This window comes from Ochrobactrum sp. EDr1-4 (genome assembly GCF_049199085.1).
Taxonomy (GTDB): Bacteria; Pseudomonadota; Alphaproteobacteria; order Rhizobiales; family Rhizobiaceae; genus Brucella.
In genome coordinates this window covers 476012-501061 of record NZ_JBLZOF010000002.1, presented here as the reverse complement: position 1 = coordinate 501061, position 25050 = coordinate 476012, and the positions used below count along the sequence as shown (strand labels likewise).

The following is a 25050-nucleotide window of genomic DNA, read 5'->3' as shown; positions in this document are numbered from 1 at the left end:
AATGCCGCAAAGAAATTCCCCCTTGGCGCCGTTTCAATATGGAACTTTTCGCGCTCTTTGGTCCGCAACGCTGTTTTCAAACCTTGGCGGTCTGGTACAAACAGTTGGCGCAGGCTGGATGATGGCGACCATCGCGCATTCAGATGACATGGTTGCGCTGGTTCAAGCTTCAACGACATTACCGGTAATGTTTTTCTCGGTTGCAGCCGGAGCCCTTGCCGATAATTTTGATCGCCGCCGCATCATGTTGACCGCGCAAATCATGCTGTTGGTCGTTTCTGTGGCGCTTGCAACCTTTGCCTATTTGGGCATGTTAACGCCATGGATGCTGCTGGGCTTCACCTTTCTCATCGGCTGTGGCGGGGCACTGCACAACCCTTCATGGCAAGCCTCGATGGGGGATATTGTTCCAAGAGCCGATCTTCCTGCGGCGGTCGCACTGAATTCCATGAGCTTTAATCTCATGCGCAGCATTGGCCCTGCCATTGGCGGTGCAATTGTTGCGGCAGCGGGTGCTGCCTTTGCCTTCATCTTCAATGCTTTCAGCTATATCGCCCTTATTCTGGCACTCTGGCGCTGGCAGCCACAACTTGCCAAGTCGACCTTGCCGCGTGAAGCCTTTGGCCCGGCGATGGTGGCTGGACTACGCTATGTTTCTATGTCGCCAAACCTTTTGAAAGTGATGTTTCGTGGCTTTCTTTTTGGTCTGTCGGCGATTGTTATTCTGGCACTTTTGCCGCTCGTTGCGCGTGATCTGGTCAAGGGTACCGCGCTGACATACGGCATCATGCTCGGCTTTTTTGGGGTTGGGGCGATTGGCGGTGCTCTGTTGAGTGCACGCCTGCGTGAGTTGCTCGGCAATGAATGGCTGGTTCGTGGTGCTTTTGTCGCCTTTGCATTGAGCTGTGCGTTGCTTTCGGTAAGTCGCAGCATCTGGATGAGCTGTATTTTTTTGCTTCCAGCGGGGCTTTCCTGGGTGCTTGCTTTGTCTCTGTTCAATGTGACGGTGCAGCTATCGACACCACGTTGGGTGGTCGGGCGCGCGCTTGCGATGTATCAAACCGCAACCTTCGGCGGAATGGCGGCTGGCAGCTGGCTGTGGGGCTCGGTTGCTGATGAATTTGGCGTGCCTTATGCTTTGCTCGTGGCGTCTTGCGTCCTGCTGTTTGGTGCGCTGGTTGGGCTTCTTTTGCCGCAGCCGGATTTTGAATCTCTCAATCTCGACCCGCTGAACCGCTTCAGCGAACCCGAGTTGCGGCTTGATCTTCGTTCACGCAGTGGTCCGATCATGATCATGGTCGATTATAAAATCGCACAGGAAGATGTCCCTGCATTCCTTGCCGCGATGGCTTTGAGACGGCGTATCCGTATTCGTGATGGTGCACGACAATGGGCGCTGCTGCGTGATCTGGAAAACCCAGAGACGTGGACAGAAAGCTACCATGTGCCCACCTGGGTTGAATATGTGCGTCATAATCAGCGCCGAACCCAGTCGGATGCCGAAGTGTCAGAGCGTCTGCTCGCCCTTCACAAAGGCGCCACCCCCCCTTTAGTGCACCGTATGATTGAGCGACAAACTGTAACTATGCATGATGATATGCCGCTTAAGGTGCATCCAGATTTGGCATAAGCTGGATTCGACACCTTTTGGATGATCTGACATGATGCGCGGGCTTGTTTGAAAAGTTTGAGGATATAGCCGCCGTAAAAAAGCCGTCTTGATTTCATGTCTGGCGGAAACGGGCCTGAAAAGCCAACCTCTGTCGTTGGTTGCTCTTGTAAGGCGCGCGTGTTCAAAAATTTCGAAAGCGTGCCATGCAGAAGTTTCGTCCCACAATCGCCAGTGGACCATTGTGTCTTTTAACGGCGCTCTACGTTCTCATTTTTACAAATACTTCATTCTGGCGGGCGATTGGCACATATTATGCTGACGCTCCGTGGAGGCTGACTGGCATCGCAGTTGTCTTGCTGTTGCTGCATATTGCGCTCTTTATGCTGTTCTCAGCAAAATATATCATCAAGCCAATGCTGATCCTGTTTGTGATTATTGCAGCAGGCGGTTCGTATTTCACAGATACATTCGGCACGATTATTGACAAATACGTTGTCGAAGCAGCGCTTACAACGACGCAAGCTGAATCGGGTGCGCTGCTTACCTCAAGCTATCTTTGGCATATGATCATATTTGGCATTGTTCCGTCGCTGTTGATCGCTTGGGTGCGTATAAAACACCGCCCCATACTCTCTAAGTTGCTGGTGAATACAGGCGTCATCCTAAGCTGTGTGATCGCATCTGTTGTCATAATAGGCACGAATTATGCGGCCTATTCTTCCATGTTCCGTGAACATGGGGCTGATATTATGCAGAAGATAATGCCAAGCACGCCAATCGCGAGCACCATTCAATATGTTTCGCACGTATATAAAAACCGCGATATCGTCATGGAGCCATTGGGGTTGGATGCCAAGCAGACGCTCACTCAACTGCCAGCAGGCAAAAAGCTGGTGACTGTTGTCGTGGTCGGTGAAACAGCGCGTGCCGAAAATTTCAGCCTGAATGGATATTCGCGTGAAACCAATCCTGAATTGAAAAAGCGCGACGTTATAGCTTTTACCAATACATCAAGTTGCGGCACGGAAACCTCCGTTTCGGTGCCGTGCATGTTTTCGCCTTTCACACGTGAGGATTACTCCAACACCAAGTTCCGCGGTTCTGAGAATCTGATGGATGTGCTCAAACATGCGGGTGTACAGACGAGTTGGTATGAGAACAATACTGGCAGCAAAGGCGTTGCCGAACGCATCAAGCTGATTGATTTGCAGGGTGCACAAGACAAGCGTTATTGTGAGGGCGGCGAGTGTCTTGATCAAATATTGATTGATAGTCTTTCGAAAGAGCTGAACGAAACAACGGGCAATGCGACCATCGTTCTACACATGACGGGTAGTCATGGCCCAGCTTATTATCGTCGATATCCGTCGGAGTATGAGCGCTTTAAGCCAGACTGCCGTTCAAATGACTTTGCCAAATGCTCGCATGAGGAAATCGTAAACGCGTACGACAACTCCATTTTTTACACGGATCATATTCTTTCTGAAGTTATCGATCTCCTGAAAAAACATCAGGACAAGTTTGCGTCTTCGATGATTTATATGTCCGATCATGGTGAGTCGCTCGGTGAGGATGGTCTATATCTTCACGCGGCACCCTATTTTATTGCACCATCGCAGCAGACCCATATTCCTTTCATCACATGGTTTTCGCCTGAATATGCCGTCGATACGGGGTTAAATCTTGATTGTTTGCGCAAAACAACAGCTGAGCCGTCATCGCATGACAATCTATTTCATACGGTACTGGGCATGATGGCGGTTAAAACATCTGCTTATGATCAGGCGCTTGATCGATTTGCGGCTTGTCGAAAGCCAAATGATGTTGCGTTGAATTAAAGCGCATCCCGAAAAGTGTGAAACGGTTTTCGGATAAGATGCGCGTCATAAAAATTGGAGTGCCAGCCTAATTTAATTAGATAGGCACTCTAAAACAAAAGCCCCGCTAAGTGAGCGGGGCTTTTGTATACCTGAAACTATCAAACGTAGCGGTTGACCACGTTTTCCAGATATTCCTGACGGCCAGATTTTGGCTGCGGGTTGATACCCTTTGTTTCGACTTCGGATGCGATCTGCTCCAGCGAAAGGCCGGTTGCGAGCTTTTTGCCGAAATCGCCAGACCAGCCCGCATAACGTTCATCCAATGGCTTGGTCAGCGCGCCGTCTTCAACCATGCGAGCCGCAGCCTTGAGGCCACGTGCACAGCAATCCATGCCGCCGATATGACCGATCAGCAGATCCTGCGGATCAAGCGACTGACGGCGCAGCTTGGCATCGAAATTGGTGCCACCATTTTTGAAACCACCATCGAGCAGAACCTGATAATAGGCCAGCGCCATTTCAGGCACATTGTTCGGGAACTGATCTGTGTCCCAGCCCGACTGATAATCATTGCGGTTCATGTCGATGGAGCCGAGAATGCCGAGGCTGCGGGCCAGTGCCAGTTCGTGCTCGAACGAATGACCGGCGAGAATAGCATGGCCCTGTTCGATATTGAGCTTCACTTCATTCTCAAGACCGTAGCGCTTGAGGAAGCCGTAAACCGTGGCAACATCGTAATCGTACTGATGCTTTGTTGGTTCTTGTGGCTTAGGTTCGATCAGGATCGTGCCCTTGAAGCCGATCTTGTGCTTATACTCGACCACGAGGTTGAGGAAGCGGCCCATATTGTCGAGTTCGCGGCTGAGGTCCGTGTTCAACAGGGTTTCATAGCCCTCACGACCGCCCCAAAGTACGTAATTGTCGCCACCAAGACGTTTTGTAGCGTCAAGGCAGGTTTTGACGGTCGCGGCTGCAAACGCAAACACTTCAGGATCAGGGTTTGTAGCAGCACCCGACATATAACGACGATGTGAGAACAGGTTTGCTGTTCCCCACAAAAGCTTGATGCCGGTTTCAGCCTGCTTCTGCTCGAAAATATCGACAATAGCTTCGAGATTTTTTGTGTTTTCAGCGAAGTTATCGCCTTCCGGGCGCACGTCGGCGTCGTGGAAGCAATAGAATGGTGCGCCGAGGAGCGAGAAGAATTCGAACGCAACATCTGCTTTCAGCTTTGCAGCTTCAAGACCATCCTTGTACCAAGGACGATCAAAAGTGCGTCCGCCGAACGGATCTCCGCCTTCCCATGCAAAGCTATGCCAATAGGCGACAGCGAAACGCAGATGATCTTCCAGACGCTTGCCCATGACGATTTCGTCTGGGTTATAGTGGCGGAACGCCAGTGGATTGTCGCTGTCTGGTCCTTCGTAACGTATTTTCTGGATGTCGCCGAAAAATCCGGTGCTCATCATATTCCTCCGATTTAGATGATTGATAAAGTGCGCGCTCTCTTACGCGAGAGGGCGCAACGCGGGATAAAGTGCGTGGTAGCGCTGATAAGCTTCGTCATAAGACGAGAGCAGCGCTTGTTCTGGTTCTATGGTGCGGGCTGTGCGCGGCGGTGTGCAGATCGCAAAAGGGTCAGCGCCGCTTGCAGCAATTAGGCCTAGTCGCGCTGCACCGAAGGCCGCTCCAAAGTCACCTTCTTCAGGCAGTGAAATTGGGACATTCAGTGCTGTTGCGATGGATTTGAGCCAATAGGCAGAGCGTGAACCGCCCCCGACTGCGATGAGAGATTTGATCTCTGTACCGGCCGATTGCAGCGCTACAAGATTGTCGCGGATGGCAAAAGCCACCCCTTCAAGGACTGCCTGCGTCATCGCTTTGCGATCTGTCTCATGATCGAGACCGCTGAAGATACCACGAATCTTCGCGTCGTTGTAAGGAGTGCGCTCGCCCGAAAGATAGGGCAGGAACGTCGTGCTACCGGGGGCCTTTATTGTGCTGCCAAGTTCTGCATCCAGTTCATGTGCGCTGGTGCCGGTGATGCGGGAGAACCAATCAAGGGCACTCGCAGCCGACAGGATCACACCCATCTGATGCCATGTGCCGGGAAGTGCATGACAGAATGCGTGAACGGCACTTTCAGGTTTTGGCTGATAAGCGCCATTGGCAGCAAACAACACACCCGATGTGCCGAGTGACACGAAAGCATGACCGGGTTGCACTGTTCCCATGCCGCAGGCCGAGGCCGCATTATCACCTGCACCGCCTGCAACGACTGGGGCTGTTGATAGTCCCCAGCGCGCCATCAGTTCAGAGCGCAAAGTTCCGGTTGCGTCGCTGCCTTCAGCAAGCGCTGGCATATGGTTTTCGGTTAGACCGGTCTTTGCAAGCAGCTCCTGCGACCATTTACGTGCGCCGGTGTCGAGCCAGCTCGTACCTGCCGAATCTGACATATCAGATACGTATTCGCCGGTCATCCAAAGACGCAGATAATCCTTTGGCAAAAGCACTTTGCGCGTGCGGGAGAAAATATCCGGCTCGTTGCGCGCGACCCAAACGAGCTTAGGTGCTGTGAAGCCCGGAAAGACAATGTTGCCGGTGATGGCACGGAATGCCGGATCAGCATCGAGCTCGGCAGCTTCCTTATAGCTGCGGGTATCGTTCCAGAGAATGCATGGGCGGAGTACCTGATCATTTTCATCAAGCAACGTTGCGCCATGCATCTGGCCGGATAGACCAATGCCTGCAACGGCTGCAAATTGTTTTGGATGCGCAGCCCGAAGACCATCAATGGCTGTTTCGCAAGCCTTGATCCATTGTGCGGGATCTTGTTCGCTCCAACCTGGATGCGGGCGTGAGACTTCAAGTTCGCCATGGGCCGAACCGATGACGGCCTGATTGTCATCAATCAGAAGCGCCTTTACGCCAGATGTTCCTAGATCAAGCCCGAGATACATAGTTGCTCCAGTCGAATAGTCGTATGCCCCATGCCTCAATCGGGTTGGGGAAGGTTGTCTTTAAGAAAGATTTCAATGCGAATGTGTTCTTGTCCCGGCACGATGGAAAGGCGGTCTGCTGTAGCTTTCAAAACACGGATAGCACTGCGAATTTCGTGCCCCGCATCTTGCGCCAAAACGGCATGGATCAAGCCTTCTTCCAGTGCCTGTGAAGTCACGTCATCTCGCTCATGGGCGACAACGAGAGGGCGAGGGCCAGGATGGGTATCGAGTGCCTGAACAAGACCACTATTACCCGCCCCAAGATTATAGATACCGGCAATGTCACTGCGCTGGTCAAGCAGGTTGTGGACCAGTTTTTCAACCTGAGCGCTCTCGTCGAAACCTTCAAGTACTGGTAGAATCAAACGCTCCGAAAAGTCCGTTTCCATAGCGTTTTTGAAACCCTCAAAACGCTCCTGATGGTCACGTACTTTGAGCGAACCAGCAATGACAGCGATAGCGCCATCTGTTCCGCTTACAAACAAACCCAGTAAACGCGCCGCGGTGCGCCCTGCTGCGCCGTTGTCAATGCCGACATAATGCGCACGTGATGACAGGCCGAGATCTGAAATGAGAGTGACTGCGTTAATGCTTTGTTCTGCAAGTCTTTTACATGCCTCGCGCACCGGGTCGGTGTCGATTGCAACAAACGCAACCCCATCTGGTTTGCGTTCCGCGCTCGCATCCAAAGCTTTGACAAGAGCTGCTTCATCAAATGGGGGAACGAGAATGAGATTGATGAATACCCGTTCTGCGATACTGCGCTCGGCAGCAGCGTTTAGCTCCGCGCGCAGACTGAGCATGAAGGTATTTTCATTATCCGGCAAAATGAAATCAAACTGATATAACCTGCCACGAGCGAGATTGGCAGCGCCCACATCACGCACATAGCCAAGCACATTCATCGCTTCCGTCACACGGTCGCGAGTCTTGCCTTTTACGCCGGGGCGGTCGTTCAGCACACGGTCAACCGTGGCGAGACTAACACCCGCAGTTCTGGCTATATCATGGACGGTAGGTTTCATGCTCACTCCTCGCTGCGGAACATAGGAGTAAAAATGAGGTACGTAAATCAGAAAAATGCTTGCTATTCATTTTTGTTCGCGTATCAATTGCTGCCGAGGATAGGGGCCGTGCGTCATGCGTATGGCCCGACTGGAGTGATCTAGGCGCTTAGCGCCGCAGGGAGGATCAGCCAGATATAAGAAATGAGTGGTCTCGATAGAGGCTGCTTTGTCGTACCAAACTCCGGGGGCGGTTTCGTTCGGGGCGAGGTCTTGTATCAGCCGACATGGCGTCGGTGGTGTTTGGAGGAACGTGCATGAAGCGTCGTAATTTTTTGACAGGTGCGTTGGTTGCCGCAGCTTTGGGCATTGGTGCAATGGGGACAGCACCAGCATTTGCATCGCCGGAAAATCCGGTTATCGGCTTTTCTATCGATGATTTGCGCGTAGAGCGTTGGGCGCGTGACCGCGATTATTTCATCGCAGCAGCTGAAAAGCTGGGTGCCAAGGTCAACGTTCAGTCGGCTGACGGCAATGAAGAAAAGCAGGTCAAGCAGGTTGAAAATCTGATCTCGCAGGGCGTCGATGCCATCGTGATCGTGCCGATGAATTCCAAGGTTTTTGATGCGGTTGTGGCCGACGCAAAGGCTTCTGGCATCAAGGTTCTGTCCTATGACCGCCTGATCCTCAATGCCGATATTGATGCTTACATTTCTTTTGATAATGAGCGCGTTGGTTTCATGCAGGCGGAAGCCGTGCTGAAGGAAAAGCCAGAAGGTAATTATTACCTGCTGGGTGGTTCGCCAACCGACAACAACGCTAAGCTTCTTCGTGCTGGTCAGGAAAAGGCGCTGAAGGAAGCGGTTGATTCCGGCAAGGTTAAGATTGTTGGCTCGCAGTGGGTCAAGGAATGGAGCCCGACTGAAGCGCTTTCGATCATGGAAAATGCGCTGACGGCTAACCAGAACAAGATTGACGCTGTTGTTGCTTCCAACGACGGTACAGCTGGCGGTGCAATTCAGGCATTGGCCGCTCAGGGTCTTGCAGGCAAAACAGCAGTTTCCGGTCAGGATAGCGATCTTGCCGCTGTAAAGCGCCTGGTTGATGGCACGCAGACAGTGACTGTTTACAAGCCACTCAAGCTGATTGCTGAAGAAGCTGCGAAGCTGACGGTTCAGCTGGTTCGGGACGAAAAGCCTGAATTTAATGGCAAGATCGACAATGGTTCGAAGGAAGTTGACACATTGCTTCTGACGCCAACCGCTGTGACCAAGGACAATGTTGACGTCTACGTAACGGACGGCTTCTACACCAAGGAACAGATCGAAGGGAAGTAAGCTTCTTTTCGGTGAACTTGGAATAAGTTGATAGATCAGACGCCAGACATTTTTTCTTTTTGGCGTCTGATCTTCAGCAAGCCTTGGTTGGCCAATTTATGACAGCGTTGTCTATGGTCAATTTGCTTTTTGAAATTGCTGCCTGAAATACTGCCCCGAAATACTGCAAGGTCGTTAATTTATGTCCGAATATCTTTTGGAAATGCGAAACATCAGTAAGGATTTCAACGGCGTAAAGGCGTTGGATGGAATTTACCTGAAAGTGCGTCCGGGAGAGTGCGTCGGGCTTTGCGGTGAAAATGGAGCGGGTAAATCGACGCTTATGAAAGTGCTTTCGGGTGTTTATCCCTATGGCACCTGGACGGGCGAGATTTTCTGGGAAGGCAAGGAACTAAAAGCCAGCGGCATTCGCGATACGGAAGAAGCTGGCATCGTTATTATCCATCAGGAATTGATGATGGTGCCGCATTTGTCGGTTGCCGAAAACATCTTCTTGGGTTCTGAGCCGACAACGGGCGGCTTTATCGATTATGATCAGATGAATGCACGGGCGACTGAGTTGCTCGCACGCCTCAAGATTTTCGACATCAATGTCGCGCTGCCGGTTTATCATTATACGGGTGGTAAGCAGCAGCTGATCGAAATTGCAAAAGCGATCAACAAAAATGCGAAGCTTCTTATTCTGGATGAGCCGACTTCGGCGCTGACTTCATCAGAAACCCGTATTCTGCTTGATCTGATCAAGGATTTTAAAGCGCAGGGCATGGCTTGTGTCTATATCTCGCACAAGCTTGATGAGGTGGCCGAAATTTCTGACACGGTTACTGTCATTCGTGATGGCGCACATATTGCGACGCGCCCAATGGCAGAACTCACGACACCCGACATCATCACGATGATGGTCGGTCGTGAAATGAAAAACCTTTTCCCGCGCGAGCCGCATGACATTGGCGAGGTGGTGTTTGAAGCCCGCAACATAAGCTGCTGGGGCGTTACAAACCCCGACCGCAAAGTGGTCGATGATGTTTCCTTTGAATTAAGGCGCGGTGAAATTCTCGGCATTGCAGGTCTTGTCGGCGCGGGTCGTACAGAACTTGTTTCCAGTCTGTTTGGCGTCTGGCCCGGTGTGCATCAGGGACAAATTTTTCTGGAAGGCAAAGAAATCAAAATCCGCACGCCGCGTGATGCGGTGCAGCAGGGCATTTGTATGGTGCCGGAAGACCGCAAACGCGACGGCATTCTGCCGATCATGCCGGTTGGTCATAACATGACGATTTCCGTCCTTGATCGCTTCTCATTGCGTGGACTCATCGACAAAGAAGCCGAACTTGCAACGATCCAGCGCGAAATTTTGCGTCTGAAAGTGAAGACGGCTGACCCGATGCTGGCGATTGCGTCTCTATCGGGCGGCAATCAACAGAAGGCAGTTCTTTCTAAGATGATGCTGCCGGATCCGAAGGTTCTGATCCTTGATGAGCCGACACGCGGTGTCGATGTCGGTGCGAAGTATGAAATCTACAAGCTGATATTCGCACTCGCGAAGCAAGGAGTGGCAATTTTGATGGTGTCGTCGGAAATGCCAGAGGTTCTTGGCATTAGTGATCGTGTTCTCGTCATTGGCGAGGGCAAATTGCGCGGTGACTTCCCGAATGAAAATCTCACCCAAGAGAGGGTTCTTGCCGCTGCAATTGGCAAGCCTGCAACCAATGCGGCCTAGTTTTTTGAACATTGAACCGCAACTAATCTAACCGGTGCATGACATGACGTTGACAGGCAAAAGCCTCAGAAAATTTTTATCAGAATATAAGATCGTGGCGCTGCTGATCGTGGTCGCTTTGATCTGGGCATTTTTTGCGGTCATGACTTATGATCCAGAAATGGGTCGGTCACAGTTTTTGACGGCGCGTAACTTCTCAAATCTCCTCCGACAGATGGCAATTACCGGCATGCTGGCTTCAGCCATGGTGTTCGTTATCGTGGCGGGTGAAATCGACTTGTCTGTCGGTGCGTTGCTCGGTCTTCTGGGGGGCGTGGCGGCTGTACTCGATGTTGTCTATGGCTGGCCATTATGGGCTACAATCAGCACGGTGCTTGTTTTAGGCGTGATCTTGGGTGGCTTTAACGGCTGGTTGACGGCCTATCTTGGCATTCCATCCTTTATCGTCACACTCGGCGGACAGCTGGTTTTTCGCGGGATCGTGCTTGGCATTATGGGGGGCGTTACCATTGCGCCTATCTCGTCAGACTTTAAATATCTCGGGCAGGGCTACTTGCCAGAATGGTTTGGCAATGTCTGCGCAATGGCCTTGTTCGCCGTGCTCATATTGATCACTCTGCGAACGCGCGCCAGCAAGCGTAAGCACAATCTGCAAATGCTTTCACCCGCTATGGAAGTTGCGCGTCTGGTTGGAACAGGCATCCTGATTTTGGGCTTCATTTTGGTTCTGAACAGCTATCAGGGTGTTCCGTTTCCGGTTCTCGTGCTGCTCGTTATCCTGGGTGTTTTCACCATTATCTCAAGGCAGACAGTCTTCGGACGCCACATTTATGCGGTTGGCTCCAATCTGGAAGCTACGCGTTTTTCGGGCGTCAATGTAAACTTTGTCAAGATGGCGGTGTTTGCGCTGATGGGCTTGATGGCAGCCGTGGCTGGCCTCACCACCACTGCGCGTCTTGCAGCGGGTACGCCATCGGCAGGTTTTGGTGGCGAACTTGATGCTATTGCGTCCTGCTTCATTGGCGGAACGTCGATGCGTGGCGGTGTCGGCTCAGTGATTGGTGCACTGGTTGGCGCGCTCATTATGTCGAGCCTCGACAATGGCATGTCGATGCTGGGCGTCGATACATTCTGGCAGCAGATTATCAAGGGCAGCATTTTGGTGCTGGCTGTTTATCTCGATATTGTTTCGTCGGGAACACGTCGCGCTTGATTAAAGTACGACGTTATTGATGCGGGCGGGGGCGTGTCGCGCAAAACCTTGATTGGTTTTGCGCGACGCATTTTTTAGTGGATCTCGTCGCTCTTACGACCAATGCTGAGCAACTGATACATGATCAGAGCGGCAAAGGTTGACGTACCAATACCACCAAGAGCAAAGCTTCCGATGTTAACGGTGAAGTCACCGGCACCGAAAATCAGCGCAACGCCAACGGTGAAGAGGTTGCGCGGATCAGCAAAATTGACCTTGTTGACCACCCAGATGCGGGCCATTGCTGAAGCAATAAGTCCAAATACCGATACGGCAAGACCGGCCAGAACAGGCGCTGGAATGGTTTGCAGGATTGCACCAAACTTTGGTGACATACCGAGTGCAATGGCCACAATCGCAGCGATCACAAAGATCAGTGTTGAATAGACTTTCGTCATTGCCATAACGCCAATGTTTTCCGCATAAGTGGTCACACCAGTACCGCCGCCAGAACCTGAAATCATCGTGGCAATACCATCACCCAGAAAACCGCGACCGATATAACGATCCATGTTTTGGCCGGTGATCGAGCCAAGCGCTTTGATGTGACCAAGGTTTTCAGCAACAAGAACGATGGCAACAGGTGCGATCAGCGTGATTGCAGGCCATGTGAAAACAGGTGTCGTAAAAGCTGGCAGGCCAAACCAAGGCGCCGCGCCAACTGCAGCAAAGTTAATGCCGGGAACAAAGCCAAAACCGTTACCGAAAATCAGCACGAGGCAATAACCGAACAAGAGAGCCAGCAATACTGCGATGCGCTTGGTTGCAAGCGATCCATAGGCAGAAATCATTGCCATGCAAAGCACCGTCAGTAGTGCAATGGACATATGCGCGGCCGAACCTTTAAGCTGGCCGACAGCCACAGGTGCGAGGTTCAGACCAATGGCAACGCCAATTGCGCCAGTAACCGCGGGCGGCATGAGCTTTTCGACCCAGCCCGTTCCGACAGCCATGACAATCAGGCCGATCACGGCATAAAGCGCACCACAGGCGATGATGCCGCCGAGTGCCAGTGCGATATTCGGGTTAGGGCCGCTGCCAGCATAGCCGGTGACTGCGATAACCACCGCGATGAAGGCAAAGGATGAGCCGAGATAGCTCGGAACGCGCCCGCCGGTCATCAGGAAGAACAACAGTGTTCCAATGCCGGAGAAGAAGACGGCAACATTTGGGTCAAAACCCATGAGCAGTGGTGCAACGATGGTGGAACCGGACATAGCCAGCAAATGCTGGATACCCATCGGAACCGCTGCTGCAGTTGGAAGACGCTCGTCGGGCAAGACGGTGCTGTCGTTGGTAAGACGCCAATTTGGGAAGTAGGACATAGACCCCTCATAAGATATTTATCGAAAGGCCCATAACTTCAAACGAAACGGATCGCCAGTCTATATCGTTAACTGGTTGTTAACTTTTTGTCCGTTGTGGCATATTTCCTCTAAAAATAGCATTATTGGCAGGCCTTCTCGTTTTCTGTGGCAATGTAATAATAACCAAACAGGCTACAACCAGCACCACACCTAACCAACCGAGTAAAGGCAAACGCTCTCCTACAATGATGACGGCCAAAAACGCTGCAACGACAGGCTCGAAAAGTGTAATTGTTGTTGCTGTGCTTGCTTGGACCCGGCTTAGCCCATAGCCGAAGCAGACATAGCCGATGAACATTGGAATGATTGCCATATAGATGCCAACGGCTGCATTGTTCCATGACGCCAGAAATGCGCCGCCGGTGACTGCCAGAACTGGCATTAGCAATAATCCACCAAGACCAAAAATCGCACCCATAGCGACTGTTGAACTGATGCCGCTTTGCATAACCCGTCGCGCACACCAAGAATAAAGTGCATAGGTGAAACCGGCCACAAGCCCCAATAATATGCCTATCATAGCCGAGTTATTTGTAGCGGATGCGTGTGCTGTGCCGCTTTCTGCAAGGCTAAGCAGTATCATTCCGAGAATACCAGTGAGGGCGCCTACTATCCATCTGGCGGAAAGGCGAAAACCGTCGAGCTTGTATTCAATAAGGGCGGAAAGCAAAGGTGCCGAACCGATGGATATGACCGTTCCGATTGTTACTCCAGCCATTCGCATGGATGCATAAAACGCGAGAGGATAAATTGCGACAGCAACAGCGCCCAGCGCAAGGCAACGCCAATGGGTACGCAAAGCGTGGCGGGAGGCGGAGATCCCTTTGAAAGCAAGCAAAGCTTGCAGCAGCCCGCCAATTCCCATGGCAGCCGCACCAATTGCCGCAGCGCTAACTTCGGGCGCAAATGTTGCGGCGGTGCCAGTTGTTCCCCAGACGATTGAAGCAATGATGATGCCTGCAATGCCGAGCAAGTAGTCTTTTGATGATTGCATTAAAGGTTCTTCAGAAGTGCGAGGACCAGATCCTGGGCTTCGCGCATTTGTCTGCCGTTTCCTTCAAGCCCTGCACGCGTAATCGCGCCTTCAAGGATGAAGGAGAGGTGTCTGGCCATCAGTTTAACTTGCTGTTCATTCGTGAGAAGTGCGCGAAGATGATCTTCGATAAAACCTTCAATCTGTTCCTTGTGTTTTCGCACTGTTGCGCGACCGGGGTCGCCTGCTGATAATTCTGCTGCCGCATTCAGAAGTCCGCAGCCGCGAAAGCCATGCTCATAAGCAAATTCGGCGTGATCCTCATAGGCTTTAAAGACGGCCAAAATCTTCTCTTTGGGCTGCGTCTTATTCTCAAGTCGCTTATTATAAAGCGTCAACCATTCATTGTGACGCAATTCGAGATAAGTGGCTACGAGATCAGCCTTGGATGAAAAGTTGTTGTAAAGGCTTTGTTTGGCAACTCCCGCACGTCGGGTAATTGAATCAATTCCAGTCGCTGCAATTCCGTCATTATAGAACAGGATAGCGGCAGCCTCTAAAAGCCGTTCACGTGCTGTTTTGGATGATGTGGAAATATCGCTGGACATTATTTCTTAGATCGTGGTTATTAGGTAGTTCAGTCTACCTAATAACGAAATGGCGTCAAGAAGTATTTTATTGGGCGAGGTTATTTCATCAAGACTGGAAAGACGCAGGAATGATCTTCGTCATTAACCTAATTCAGCGTCCAAAAATCACTGTGTCCTGACGCCAGGCGCCGGTTGTTTGTGACATGTGGAATATGATTTAGAGCGTGTTTCCATTGGGGCGTGGGCAAAAGGAGCTTTTCTATTGCTCTTGCCGTTCGAAGTGATCAGGGTATTTCTATATACATGACGAGAATGCGGAGAATTAAAATGATCACGATTAGAAAGATTTTTTCTGCGGCCTCCATAGGCTTACTGTCGGTTGTGCTTATGGGCTGTGTGGGAGATCCCTATTATGGCGGTGGCGGTGGTTATGGACAATCATATGGCGGTTATTACGGTGGTTCAGCCGTAGTTTATCGTTCGGGACCTCGATATGATTCACGCCGATATAGAAATGACCGATACTACAGGGATAATAACTATCGCAGAGGTGAGCGTCATGAGCGACCTTCACGTCGCCCAGATTATCAGAACACCCGCCCTGACAGGCGTCCAGATGCGCGTCCTGACAATCGTCCTGCCAGACCACAATTAGTTCGTCCGATGAATAACGACAACAAAGCTAATTGGGTGCGACCAGACGGGTTTCAGCCAATCAAAAGAGGGCCTCGGTAAAAGGGGTAATTCAAGATTCAAGGAACCCGCCGCAGGGTTATTGCGGCGGATTCTTTTAGATACTTGAAAGTATTTTAGGGAAATTCCACTTCTGCAGAGCTGTGCCTATCAGCGTTCCCATTTCTTTTTCAGGATGACGGGCAGATGCAGTTGGATGATGTAAACCAGCAAAGCGGCTGACCATCCAAACATGATGATGCCACTTGCCGCGGTAATTGGGCCGAACAGGCGTGTCTTTGCAATTTGGTTGAGGTCGCCAGTTCCAAGCGTGGTGTAATTTAGCATTGCCGAGTAAAATGCATCGCCAAAAGTATCAACTAAGCCCATGTGGTAATAGGTCGTTGCCCAGATCGTCACGCTGCAACACAGGCAAATAAAGAGGATGAAATACAGCGTCACTAATGACAGGGCGAGAAATATCACTCTGTTTTCATCAATCCTGTTTCCGATCAGATGCACCAGTGAATAGACGGTGAGCGTGGCCAGCAAGTGAACAAACATCACTGCCATTCCTACTGCTGAACCGATTATAAAATCTGAAATCATTTTTGCCCCCTCGTACTAATTCTGGAATCTCGGCCATCAATACGGACGATGCCTTAAATTGCAGTTTAAGCGGCTGAGTGGATGCTAAACTTTAATAACAGGGGCTTTGCAAAGCTAAAAGAAACCCCGCCGAAGCGGGGTTGGCAACTCTAAACGGCTTCAAGCTGCAGAAATGGAATCTCAAATCTAAGAGGCGCGCTGACTTAAGGCCAACCATCAGGTGCATCTTTACAAAGGCCTTTAGCATCACTTCTTCGATTGCGTTTTGCGCATAAAGGTAAGCTTGCTTCTTGATGGTTTGTATCAAGCTGGTACCCGGTTCTTTCGACCCAACATGCATGTGCAACTGAGATTGTTGCTGTCAGTTTCGTCTTAACTTTTCCAATTGCTCCAGCGATAGCGCCGCTACAATCACTGTATGATACAGGTTCCTGGCCAATCTCGACACGATCTGTTCGCGCAGCCACTAACGGCCGCGGCCAACAGAATTATGCAGATAGCCGTCGATATCGCTTTCATAGAAGCCTCCCGTATTACACCTTAGCGCATCCATAGTTTGGTTCTTTTATCTTCGGCCCGGATATATGCCAACCTTTTGGCCAGGCCGACAGATGTAGTAGCGGGTGATGCGCCATTACGTTCTCCTTTAATGTTCTTGATTTGTTTCGATTTATAGGCCATCCTGACGCACGTATTGAGCTTAGTAGCGCATATAGGTAATAGACATGGAAACACATTTCGTAGTTCAGAGCTACAGTCATGGTCAGCGGGGCAAGCTAGTTGCTGATACGCCTTTTATTGCAAAAGATGTAGCACATGCTCGGCGGACCGCAGAGCGCATGGCAAATAGTAGCCCTATGGTGATTGCTTTCATAAATACCGGCGACGCGGATACAGGCGATTTCGAGCCGCCTAAGCTTATCTTTGCTTATGGCGACCAGTTGCCACCAGAAGTCGAGGAGATGGAAAAAGTCTAGCTTTGGAGGCGAGCGTGAATGATCAAGGTGTAAACGCGTCAGAAATGCAAAAAGGATGAACCCCATATGGAGTTGCTGACTGCTTATTTCTGCTGGAAATGTGCAGAACCGTCGAACGCAATGCCACTCTCACGATAGTTTGACGCAAATCGATCATGGGCGGTCCCGCGCAATGGCTGTTCAGATCAAACTTTGAACTGCCTGGCTTAGAGTTTTCCTTTGTCCACGCGAAGCCTGAGTTCCATTCTCATGCCTGACATAAGTTGGGTAGGACACGCCGAGAACTTCGGCAGCATCTAGCGCGTTATGGAAGCTTGCCCGGTTAAGAGTCGCTGTCAATCTTTTATCAAGTTCGATGATTGTGATTATGTCATAACTAACTACGGGTTTTTCATACTCTTCATATTAAACAAAACAACCAATGTCGAAGACCGCTACGCCACATTGAAGATGACCCTGGTTGAGCATGTGCGGCAATCGGCGTTGTCCAAGCCACCTCTCGACGTTTAAATTTGATTCGAGCGTTTCACGTCCTGAAACTTAATGCAGATTTTTCCTAAATTTGAAAAATCCTTCGGAGCAACGAGAAATGCATACTTTGTGAAGTCCCTAACTCGTTGCAGAAGCGCAAAGCACTGCCACTAGCTGCAGCTTCCGTCTCTGCTCGTGTTCGCCGCATCGCAAGGTGCCTTGGATGGCGTTGTAGCCGTATCAAGAGCGTCTATTGTCGCGTAGCCAATGCCATTCATAGCTACAAAATGAGCGGCGTCGAAGAAATCGCGGGCACTCCTCTTGCTGGCGCAGGATGAGAAATAACTACGCTCCTTACTATGTATCTCTTGCGCATCGGATTTTTGGAGAAAGGCATGAACCAATCCCTGTCTTCTGCGTTGTTTAGATATCGTTAACCATGATCGGAGGTAAACATGCTTTTATATTCGCGAATTGAAACGATTGCAGCCGCAGCATTTCTGGTCATCATTTCTCTGGCAATGATTTTGAGTTAAGTCATTGAGAATAGAATTTTATTATTCAGCGTCTGCTAAGACCGTTTTCTAATTGCACCTGACATTATCTGATGTCAGGTGTTTTATATTAGAATGGCATAAAAACACGGCTACCGCGAGTTTTGCGCAGGTTAAAACTTCTTTCAGACGATGGAACGGGAGAGGGTAGCTAAAAGATTATTTGTGCACCTATGGAACGTTTTGTGCATGGCAGCATTATGTATACGAACAATATGTCATTGATTATTTTGGAGAATTTGGATGCGTCGTATTCTACTCGCTGCTGCTGCAACTGTTGCCCTGGCTTCGTTTGCTAACGCCCAGACTGCCACTGTCGCAGAAAAAGAAGTGTTCGTGACAGCCCAACCGACTGCGGTTCTCAGCTACAATCTTATCGGCCTGAACATTGTGAATGGCGATGATAAAACTATCGGCGAGATTAAGGACCTTATTATCGCAGACGGTGTGCTGAGCGGTTATATCGTGTCCGTTGGAGGCTTTTTGGGTGTCGGCGAGCGCTACGTGATTGTCGCTCCTGATGCGGTGGACATCACCTATTTTGACGAAGACAAAAAATGGTCGGCAGTTATGAACTCGACCAAGGAAGAAATTGAGAAGGCACCAGAGTTCAAATATGATGGCCGCTGGGCAAAGTAATTATTCTTAATCGACAATCACAACCGCCCCTCGGGGCGGTTTGTTCTTGTTCAGTCCACCGAGTTCTCTCAATCTTCGCGAGAGGAGTCAGTGCGGATGGGAAATTGGTCAATAGGTTGAGTGAACCTAGAGAGCGCTATCAATACTCTTGATGGATTTCATATAACATATTGATGTATTGGGGGTTCGAATGGTGGGCGTAACAGGGATTGAACCTGTGACCCCTACAATGTCAATATATATCCCCTACCGGAAAAGCAGGAAATACGGGGAAGGGAGAGCTAAATATTAGCCCTCTCCGCACCCATGTTCATTTTGTGTTCTCCTTGGCAGGTTCACTTGTGCCAGAGGGAACTACGTATATTCCCATGTCCAACGCTTCGGCAGCTTTGCGCAAATGCGTGGGAGAATATCGGGCGTAAACTCGGCTGGTTATAGCAGAGTTTTTGTGACCCAGATACTGAGATACTTCCTCCATTGGAACGCCAGCTTCAATCATCCAGACAGCGGCGGTGTGTCGAAAAACGTGTGCTGATATTCCATCTAACCCAGCCTTGTCAGCAGCTGTGGCAATTCCTTTCTTTAGGCTCTTTACTGGCTGACCTGCCCACTCGACTACATAATCAGTCATCGCGCCCGAACGTGCTTCTTTGAGGACGGCTAACAATGTTGTGTTAATCGGCACAATGGCACGTCCTTTTCGACGGGCTGCATCGCTCGGATCACGGAGATAGATGAGCTTCCTTTCCAAATCGACACGATCCCATGTCAATTCCAGGATAGCAGTCACGCGCGCGGCAGTCGCCAGCATGAGGTGAAAGGCTAGGCGCAGGTGAGGCGTTCTTGCTTCTGCAAGCATCTTCCGTGCCTCATCTCGCGTCATGTACCTGTCTTTTGGATCTGGCTTCTTCGGGCGCTCAATGTGCGGGGCTTTTGTAATCAGCCCATTCTTCTCTCCCCAGACAAGCACCATTCGCAGGTGGCCCAACTCTGTGTGAATTGTGCCGTCTGCGATTCCTTTTTTGTGACGCTCAGCAATGTGCGCTCTGCAATCGTCCTTTGTGATGCCTTCGCCGTCACGCTCCCCAAAGCGCTCTTTCAAAGCCTTCCATGTATGTTTCATCGTGGCGATAATTGCATGCCCGTCTTTGTCAGCGACATATCCATTCCAAAGGTCAGAAACCTTCTGACCCTCGGCGCGTGTCATTTCTGCATAGATTGCAGGCGCAAGGAGGTAAGCTTGGCGCGCGTCATCGGTGCCAAGCGAGTAGCGGTGGCGTTTGCCATTTCGTTCGAACGTGAGGGCATACTTGCCTCGTAGTCGGGTAATTCTCCATTCTGACATTCGAACCTCTCAACGTCACTGATCTTGATACGCAACAATTTACCTCCGAGGCGAAAGCCTCCGAGCTTCCCCTCTCTGATGAGATTGCGAACGTGTTTTTCTGAACATGCCCACCGTACGGCGAGCGTTGCGGGCGTAAATAGCGCCTCCATTATTCACCTCTTGTATGGATTGAAAAGTGATTTGTTTCTGTTTCGTTCACGGTGTAATAGCCGCCTGACAGGAGAGCGACATGACATACATCAGCACGAACAGGACGATTGGTGAGTGCATCAAGTACGGATACAAGATCACGGCTTACTGCAATGGCTGTGACCACAACGTGGCGCTGAACTTGCCCGCTCTTGCTGAAAAGCTTGGCGAGGACCATGGAGCATTGCACAATGATCTTGTTCCAAAGCTTCGTTGCGTTGAATGCAGAGGTAAGGATATCAGCATAATCCTCACGCATCATAGCGCTGAGGTTGAAGGCATTGCGAAGTATCCGAGGCGGTAGAGCCATCACTTTCCCCTTTCTTGCAGTGCGGTGCGAACAACATCGACAAGCGGATGCTGAATGTAAGATGGGAAGGTGATGCGGCTGTTCCGGTTCATCCCTCTCAGTCGGTTTAAGACAAACCCGCTCCAACGGGTGTCCTGCGTCAAACTTTCGGCAGTGGCTTCCAGCGATACCGGCAGGCGTTCAAGCCTTTTCTCATAGCCGATTGTGTTCTGGTAAGGTCGCCATATCTGTTCAAGCGCGAACTTCTCAAGGTCGGTGACACGCATCACTCCCCGCCTTTCAGTGCTTGGCGACCGGCGGGTCCACGGCCTGACAGAAGCTTGCCTTTCTTGACCAAACATCCGCTCGGATCGACATAGACGTTACCGAAAGAGCAAAGCTCTCCGTTTACGGTGATTGTTCTGGATCCTTGAATGTTCACGTCGTGAGCGACCAGATAGGCAGAGATAGCTCTTGCAACTTCATGGCCCGTCAGTTCGATCATCACGCCGGGGCCGTATTCAGTTTTTCCGTCTCCGTATCTGACTTTCATTCGCTCTGCTCCCCTAGTGGGCTGCTTTCGCCAGATAACTGCAAAGCCCTAGAAGCCTGCAACAGTTGAAGCTTTTTGTGATCCTCTTCATTGAGAACCGGGATAGCCACGAACAGGATGTGTGCCTTTGTCAGATCCTGCGCTATGCCCATTTCCTCACGTATCTGCGCGACTTTACTGACCATGGCTGGCCTCTCCAAATTCGTTGACATATCTACGGGCAAGATCGCGTGCGGCTTCCTCGCTCCAATCGAAACCAGACGCGCCGAATTGAGCGCTTGTGTATTCTCTAGCCCATTCTCGGCATTCACTGCTGGTTACATTCGGCCAGTAATAGAGAACCGTCTGGTAAAACGCGGCGTAGTATTTCGTTTTCGACGTAAACTTCTCAGTCTTCTTTTCCCGTACCAGCTTGGATAGTCGGTCAATGAGGGTCATGGGCGGTCCTCCAAGGCGGCGCGGTCTTCCGAAAGCTCAGAAGTGAATTTGTCAAACCACCCTTCTGTATTCATATGGTTCAATACAAAAGCCATATTGGTGGATTGCCGTGCGAGAGCGATTTCCAACTCCTTAACCCGCGCAGTCAGCGCCGCGTTGTAGGCTTCGGCACGCTCAGCACGCTGAATAATCATGGGCTGCACTGTGTTGACGGCTTGGTCGAGCTTGTATTCAGCTACTTCCGCACGGTTCCGTTCCGCCGCAATGATGGCCTCGGCCTGCGAGCGGGTGACGAGTTCTTCTGCACGCCTCACTCTTTCTGCAGGCGTTGTGTATTCATCTGGCTTAAGGTTGGTGAGTACTGGTCTGTACTCATAATAGCCGCGACTTGACGTGAAGTAATGTGCACATTCAAAAGACCACGCCTTTGTCTCCAACCCCTCGACCGGCGCGGCGGGGCGGGTGTAGGACAGAACGCAGATACCGTCAGGTAGGCCATAGCCACGCTGTATATGGCTGATTGTGAGATCCATCGTCTGACCGTCAATGCAGGTCAGATGAACGGTGTCGCCAACTTCAAATCCACGGTCATCGTTGCGGACTTCGCCAGTCTTTGCACCTGATAGCAGATCAGCGAATGGGTGAGCATCGATCTTAAGATTATGCGTCTGCATCGCTGCCTCCTGTCTGGCGGGTGGCCGACGCTCCCGGTGAGGCTGGGAGGGGTCTACGGACTGCCTTGAGTGATCGGTTGTATTTCATCCCGATAACCCACCTATTGACGGTTACACTCGTCCAATTGACAGCGTCGTCTTCAATGAACTCGTCATTTTCTTCGATGGCTTCTCCATCTTCAATAAGTCTGTAGCGGATGGGTGACGCTACAGGCTGAGACGAGAGGGCTCGGATTGAAGTAGCGATTTGAGTGGCCATTTGAGCACCAACGCGAAAACGCTCACGCTGCGCAAAATCATCCTTTGGCCACTCCTCGTATTGTTTTGTTCTCCTCGCATTTTCCGCATCACAAATCTGCGCCGCTTCCTCCAACGCCTGCGCACGCGAGGATGGCAGCCATTGCAGGAAAGGCAGGGCGGCTGTGAGGGCACGGCGCATGTAATCGTCAGTTATTCCGAAGCCACCTTCTGTTGCTTCTTGTGCTGCACGTAATGCTTTTTCTGGGATGGTCATGGCAAAACGCTTTCGATAACAGTGCGACCGAAAATGTCGCGTTTCCGTGCGGGGAGTTGTTTTGTGAGGCGCTTTGGCTGCTTCTCGGGCTTTTGGAAGCCGGCACTTTTTATGGTGCCTTTTGCCTCGACAATTCCGATGTGCTTTTGGCGCTGACTGTTAACCTTTGCGCGAACTTTAGCTTCGGCAGCAGTCTTCTTCTTATGCTCATCCTCAGTGATGGCTTGAAGATTGCTTTCGCAGTGTTTGCCGCCGAGCCACAATGGTGTTTTGTGATCGAACTGAGGCTTAACGCCGGGGCCGAATTTCACGCCTGAGATTGCGCATAAGCCGCCTTGACGCTCAACGATACGATCTTTCGCCCTGTCAGGTATCTTGCTGTCGTCGGTTTTGCCGACCCACTCAGGAACCTTACGCATGGCTCACCTCCGAGAAGTCGGTGAGCGACAGGACGATATCTAAATACTGCTCGCACTCACGGTCGAACTTGCCGCGCACTTCGCGCTCAAGCTGGCTGTGTGTTGAAACGTACTTTTCAGCCTTGGCCTTAGTGCTGCGAGCTTCCCAAGGGGCATGTAGGGAAATAGCGGTCATCCGAATTTCCTTTCATCGTCTGCGAAAATCACATCGTTCTGCGCACCCCATGCGTGGATAAGCTCAATGAGTTCACCCATTTCATCCTTTGAAAGATCGGATGATGATGCGCTGAGATTTACAAAGCCGGTGCCGTCGAGGTTTGGAACGATGCGCAATTCTTCCTGTTTCGACCGCTTAAGAGCGTCGAGGAAAACCAGCTTCCAATCATCGGTCGCCAGCTTAATGCCGTGATAGCGAGCCTGATCTGCTACCTCCGTGAGCATCGCCCACATCTTATCGTTCTGTGGAAGCGAACGCTTTGGGGCCTTGAACTCTACACGTGTTCCCCATGGCATTTTCTTGCTGCAAAGCCAGTTGATTGCCTTCTGGCGCACAAGGTCATTGCTGATTACGAGGGTTGCGCGGCTCATGCTGCCTCCGTAAAGGCTGGATATTCAGCAGCCAGATCAGCAATCGCCTCATCAACCTCTTTGATGAATAGCGTCACATCGATTTCCAGAGCGCGAATGTCCGCATCTACACGGTGATGACGTTTCACAAACAAGCGCATGTGTTCTGGAAAGCGAGGATCGAACGAAACAAAATCACACCACTGGCGACCTGTGCAGGCCATCTGCCAATTCATCTGAGTGATATATCGTGACGAAATCGTATTTGTCCGAAGCGTGTCCAGGTGAGTTGCTGAATTAGGACATTTGATTTCCAATAGGCCATCGTCGCCGACAAGCCCATCAGGTGACGCGCCTGTCATCGCTATGTGCGGATGATCCACAAAACCGACCTGCACCACTTTCGTATTCTTTTCGAACTGATATTCTGACCGTGCGTCAGGCTCGTTGTCCGTACCCCACTGCATGGCGGAGGACGTGAAACCTTCTTCTGCTTTCCCGGTTAGACGCTCAAGAACGAGTTCAGCCAGATAGTTTTTGCGTGAAGCTCCATAGCCGGTTTTCGTCTTTGCGATTACGTCTGCAACGCGGGACGCGGTAACGCGCCCCAGCCGTGCTGCAAACCATTCTGGTGAGCCTTGAACAAGATCGGTCATTTCGCACCGCCGTTCGTGCTCTGCTGACGTTTCCACCAGTTTTCAATGTCTCGAAAGCACTCATTGAAAACGTTGGACGGAAGGTCTGGGATTGCGTCGATTTTGTACCTTTCGCAGACAATATCGATTTGTGCGCCTGACCTTTCGATAAGTTCGCGTAGTAGAACAACCTGTTCGTCAGAGATTGGGCCCGACTGTTCAGGTATCATATTGCCGTCTTTGTCATCGCCAGTGCTGATATTGAACAGCATGCAAAGCAGATAACGGCGACCATAGGTGGCAGTGCTGCCGAAAGCCTGCGTTCCAGTTTTGTTAACACCGCCCTTTGCGCCTGCGCCGTCTACAGGAATTTCACCGACGCCATTGCGCGAATGACCGTCTTCATGCGAAATTTCCCAAAGGATGCGCAATTCGCCATTTTCGTTGTAGCCATCAGGCTGAAACGAAACCGCGAAGCCATGTTTGTGAATGACCGGCATTGCCTGCTTTTCAATGTCGGCTAGGTCAGCGTAGGTCGAGCTTGTGTGTTTGTTCTTCCCTGAACGAATGACTACGGGAATATCGTTCTGACACGCTGACATGGCTTTAAAGTATGACTTTTTCGCTGCTAAAGCTTCGTCCTCTCGGTCGCGACGACGAGCATTTTCAACTTCCTCATTTCGCAGCTGTAGGACGCGTTCAAGCTTATCGACAGATGCATTCGGATCGAGAACGACACGTTCGATCATGGAAATCATCGGTGCTTCGCCGCCTCGGTAAGCCGGCGCATTGGTGTCATGCTTAATATCAAGTGCTTGAGCGGCCATG

General features: G+C 50.9%; 27 protein-coding genes and 1 pseudogene. 7 read left to right on the top strand and 21 right to left on the bottom strand.

Translation table 11 applies throughout. The features are described 5' to 3' along the window. Position 1 precedes the first annotated feature (1 nt). Both ACOZHT_RS08815 and ACOZHT_RS08810 read left to right on the top strand, forming a co-directional pair. Positions 2 to 1630, top strand: a complete 1629-nt coding sequence (locus tag ACOZHT_RS08815) for an MFS transporter (protein ID WP_339510089.1) — start codon at positions 2 to 4, stop codon at positions 1628 to 1630. Between the two features lie 185 nt (positions 1631 to 1815). Continuing rightward, positions 1816 to 3450: a phosphoethanolamine--lipid A transferase gene (locus ACOZHT_RS08810; protein ID WP_339510087.1), complete on the top strand. Its 1635-nt coding sequence runs from the start codon at positions 1816 to 1818 to the stop codon at positions 3448 to 3450. A 140-nt stretch (positions 3451 to 3590) separates the two neighbouring features. Here ACOZHT_RS08810 and xylA read toward each other — a convergent pair whose 3' ends face one another. Genes xylA through ACOZHT_RS08795 form a run of 3 tightly spaced genes read right to left on the bottom strand, consistent with a single transcriptional unit; the run spans position 3591 to position 7459 of the window. Beyond that, positions 3591 to 4898 (bottom strand): xylose isomerase, encoded by a 1308-nt coding sequence (xylA, locus tag ACOZHT_RS08805; protein ID WP_339510085.1) that lies wholly within the window; start codon positions 4896 to 4898, stop codon positions 3591 to 3593. Between the two features lie 42 nt (positions 4899 to 4940). After that, complete coding sequence (xylB, locus tag ACOZHT_RS08800) at positions 4941 to 6392, bottom strand: xylulokinase (RefSeq protein ID WP_339510083.1); 1452 nt, start codon at positions 6390 to 6392, stop codon at positions 4941 to 4943. 35 nt (positions 6393 to 6427) lie between these two features. Beyond that, a complete protein-coding gene (locus tag ACOZHT_RS08795; protein ID WP_339510081.1) occupies positions 6428 to 7459 on the bottom strand; it encodes a LacI family DNA-binding transcriptional regulator in 1032 nt (343 codons plus the stop codon). 296 nt (positions 7460 to 7755) lie between these two features. On the opposite strand from ACOZHT_RS08795, the gene xylF reads away from it, so the two are divergent. The 3 genes from xylF to ACOZHT_RS08780 all read left to right on the top strand — a co-directional run bounded on the left by xylF (position 7756) and on the right by ACOZHT_RS08780 (position 11705). Further along, complete coding sequence (xylF, locus tag ACOZHT_RS08790; RefSeq protein WP_310014875.1) at positions 7756 to 8775, top strand: D-xylose ABC transporter substrate-binding protein; 1020 nt, start codon at positions 7756 to 7758, stop codon at positions 8773 to 8775. A 181-nt stretch (positions 8776 to 8956) separates the two neighbouring features. Further along, the gene (locus ACOZHT_RS08785) at positions 8957 to 10492 is read left to right on the top strand and encodes a xylose ABC transporter ATP-binding protein (protein WP_250041857.1); all 1536 of its coding nucleotides are present in this window, start codon (positions 8957 to 8959) and stop codon (positions 10490 to 10492) included. Positions 10493 to 10535: 43 nt separating this feature from the next. Beyond that, entirely contained in the window at positions 10536 to 11705 is a 1170-nt protein-coding gene (locus ACOZHT_RS08780; RefSeq protein ID WP_339510071.1) for a sugar ABC transporter permease, read from the top strand. A gap of 74 nt (positions 11706 to 11779) precedes the next feature. Here the strand turns inward: ACOZHT_RS08780 and ACOZHT_RS08775 are convergent, their stop codons facing one another. The 4 genes from ACOZHT_RS08775 to ACOZHT_RS08760 all read right to left on the bottom strand — a co-directional run bounded on the left by ACOZHT_RS08775 (position 11780) and on the right by ACOZHT_RS08760 (position 15955). Beyond that, positions 11780 to 13069, bottom strand: coding sequence for a solute carrier family 23 protein (locus tag ACOZHT_RS08775; protein WP_339510069.1), 1290 nt, complete (start codon positions 13067 to 13069; stop codon positions 11780 to 11782). 79 nt (positions 13070 to 13148) lie between these two features. Then, positions 13149 to 14105, bottom strand: coding sequence for a DMT family transporter (locus tag ACOZHT_RS08770; protein WP_339510067.1), 957 nt, complete (start codon positions 14103 to 14105; stop codon positions 13149 to 13151). Next, a complete protein-coding gene (locus tag ACOZHT_RS08765; protein WP_339510065.1) occupies positions 14105 to 14692 on the bottom strand; it encodes a TetR/AcrR family transcriptional regulator in 588 nt (195 codons plus the stop codon). The genes ACOZHT_RS08770 and ACOZHT_RS08765 overlap by 1 nt, the downstream gene beginning before the upstream one ends. 825 nt (positions 14693 to 15517) lie before the next feature. After that, entirely contained in the window at positions 15518 to 15955 is a 438-nt protein-coding gene (locus ACOZHT_RS08760; protein ID WP_310014865.1) for an ion channel, read from the bottom strand. A 725-nt stretch (positions 15956 to 16680) separates the two neighbouring features. On the opposite strand from ACOZHT_RS08760, the gene ACOZHT_RS08755 reads away from it, so the two are divergent. Then, positions 16681 to 16932, top strand: a complete 252-nt coding sequence (locus tag ACOZHT_RS08755) for a hypothetical protein (RefSeq protein ID WP_339510062.1) — start codon at positions 16681 to 16683, stop codon at positions 16930 to 16932. A 1268-nt stretch (positions 16933 to 18200) separates the two neighbouring features. Next, the gene (locus ACOZHT_RS08750) at positions 18201 to 18596 is read left to right on the top strand and encodes a PRC-barrel domain-containing protein (protein ID WP_339510060.1); all 396 of its coding nucleotides are present in this window, start codon (positions 18201 to 18203) and stop codon (positions 18594 to 18596) included. Between the two features lie 310 nt (positions 18597 to 18906). On the opposite strand, the gene ACOZHT_RS08745 is transcribed toward ACOZHT_RS08750, so the two are convergent. The 14 genes and pseudogenes from ACOZHT_RS08745 to ACOZHT_RS08680 form a co-directional block, all read right to left on the bottom strand. Further along, entirely contained in the window at positions 18907 to 19941 is a 1035-nt protein-coding gene (locus tag ACOZHT_RS08745) for a tyrosine-type recombinase/integrase (protein ID WP_421565617.1), read from the bottom strand. Between the two features lie 14 nt (positions 19942 to 19955). After that, a pseudogene (locus ACOZHT_RS08740) lies at positions 19956 to 20093 on the bottom strand (hypothetical protein); the annotation flags it as partial. After that, positions 20093 to 20443, bottom strand: a complete 351-nt coding sequence (locus ACOZHT_RS08735; protein ID WP_421565616.1) for a hypothetical protein — start codon at positions 20441 to 20443, stop codon at positions 20093 to 20095. The pseudogene ACOZHT_RS08740 and the gene ACOZHT_RS08735, both read right to left, overlap by 1 nt. Continuing rightward, the gene (locus ACOZHT_RS08730; RefSeq protein ID WP_421565615.1) at positions 20443 to 20709 is read right to left on the bottom strand and encodes a hypothetical protein; all 267 of its coding nucleotides are present in this window, start codon (positions 20707 to 20709) and stop codon (positions 20443 to 20445) included. The genes ACOZHT_RS08735 and ACOZHT_RS08730 overlap by 1 nt, the downstream gene beginning before the upstream one ends. Then, entirely contained in the window at positions 20709 to 20975 is a 267-nt protein-coding gene (locus tag ACOZHT_RS08725) for a hypothetical protein (protein WP_421565614.1), read from the bottom strand. The genes ACOZHT_RS08730 and ACOZHT_RS08725 overlap by 1 nt, the downstream gene beginning before the upstream one ends. Beyond that, the gene (locus tag ACOZHT_RS08720) at positions 20972 to 21160 is read right to left on the bottom strand and encodes a hypothetical protein (RefSeq protein ID WP_421565613.1); all 189 of its coding nucleotides are present in this window, start codon (positions 21158 to 21160) and stop codon (positions 20972 to 20974) included. The genes ACOZHT_RS08725 and ACOZHT_RS08720 overlap by 4 nt, the downstream gene beginning before the upstream one ends. Next, on the bottom strand, positions 21150 to 21413 hold the full coding sequence (locus ACOZHT_RS08715; protein ID WP_421565612.1) for a hypothetical protein: 264 nt from the start codon (positions 21411 to 21413) through the stop codon (positions 21150 to 21152). Before ACOZHT_RS08715 ends, ACOZHT_RS08720 begins: the two co-directional genes overlap by 11 nt. After that, a complete protein-coding gene (locus tag ACOZHT_RS08710; protein ID WP_421565611.1) occupies positions 21410 to 22087 on the bottom strand; it encodes a DUF3850 domain-containing protein in 678 nt (225 codons plus the stop codon). The genes ACOZHT_RS08715 and ACOZHT_RS08710 overlap by 4 nt, the downstream gene beginning before the upstream one ends. After that, entirely contained in the window at positions 22074 to 22601 is a 528-nt protein-coding gene (locus ACOZHT_RS08705) for a hypothetical protein (protein WP_421565610.1), read from the bottom strand. Before ACOZHT_RS08705 ends, ACOZHT_RS08710 begins: the two co-directional genes overlap by 14 nt. Next, entirely contained in the window at positions 22598 to 23020 is a 423-nt protein-coding gene (locus ACOZHT_RS08700; protein ID WP_421565609.1) for an HNH endonuclease, read from the bottom strand. Before ACOZHT_RS08700 ends, ACOZHT_RS08705 begins: the two co-directional genes overlap by 4 nt. Next, entirely contained in the window at positions 23013 to 23195 is a 183-nt protein-coding gene (locus tag ACOZHT_RS08695; RefSeq protein ID WP_421565608.1) for a hypothetical protein, read from the bottom strand. The genes ACOZHT_RS08700 and ACOZHT_RS08695 overlap by 8 nt, the downstream gene beginning before the upstream one ends. Next, positions 23192 to 23608 carry a recombination protein NinB gene (locus ACOZHT_RS08690; protein ID WP_421565607.1) on the bottom strand — a complete coding sequence of 139 codons (417 nt, stop codon included), beginning with the start codon at positions 23606 to 23608 and terminating at the stop codon, positions 23192 to 23194. Before ACOZHT_RS08690 ends, ACOZHT_RS08695 begins: the two co-directional genes overlap by 4 nt. Then, complete coding sequence (locus ACOZHT_RS08685; RefSeq protein ID WP_421565606.1) at positions 23605 to 24243, bottom strand: lambda exonuclease family protein; 639 nt, start codon at positions 24241 to 24243, stop codon at positions 23605 to 23607. Before ACOZHT_RS08685 ends, ACOZHT_RS08690 begins: the two co-directional genes overlap by 4 nt. Beyond that, positions 24240 to 25049: an ERF family protein gene (locus ACOZHT_RS08680; RefSeq protein ID WP_421565605.1), complete on the bottom strand. Its 810-nt coding sequence runs from the start codon at positions 25047 to 25049 to the stop codon at positions 24240 to 24242. Before ACOZHT_RS08680 ends, ACOZHT_RS08685 begins: the two co-directional genes overlap by 4 nt. Position 25050 lies beyond the last annotated feature (1 nt).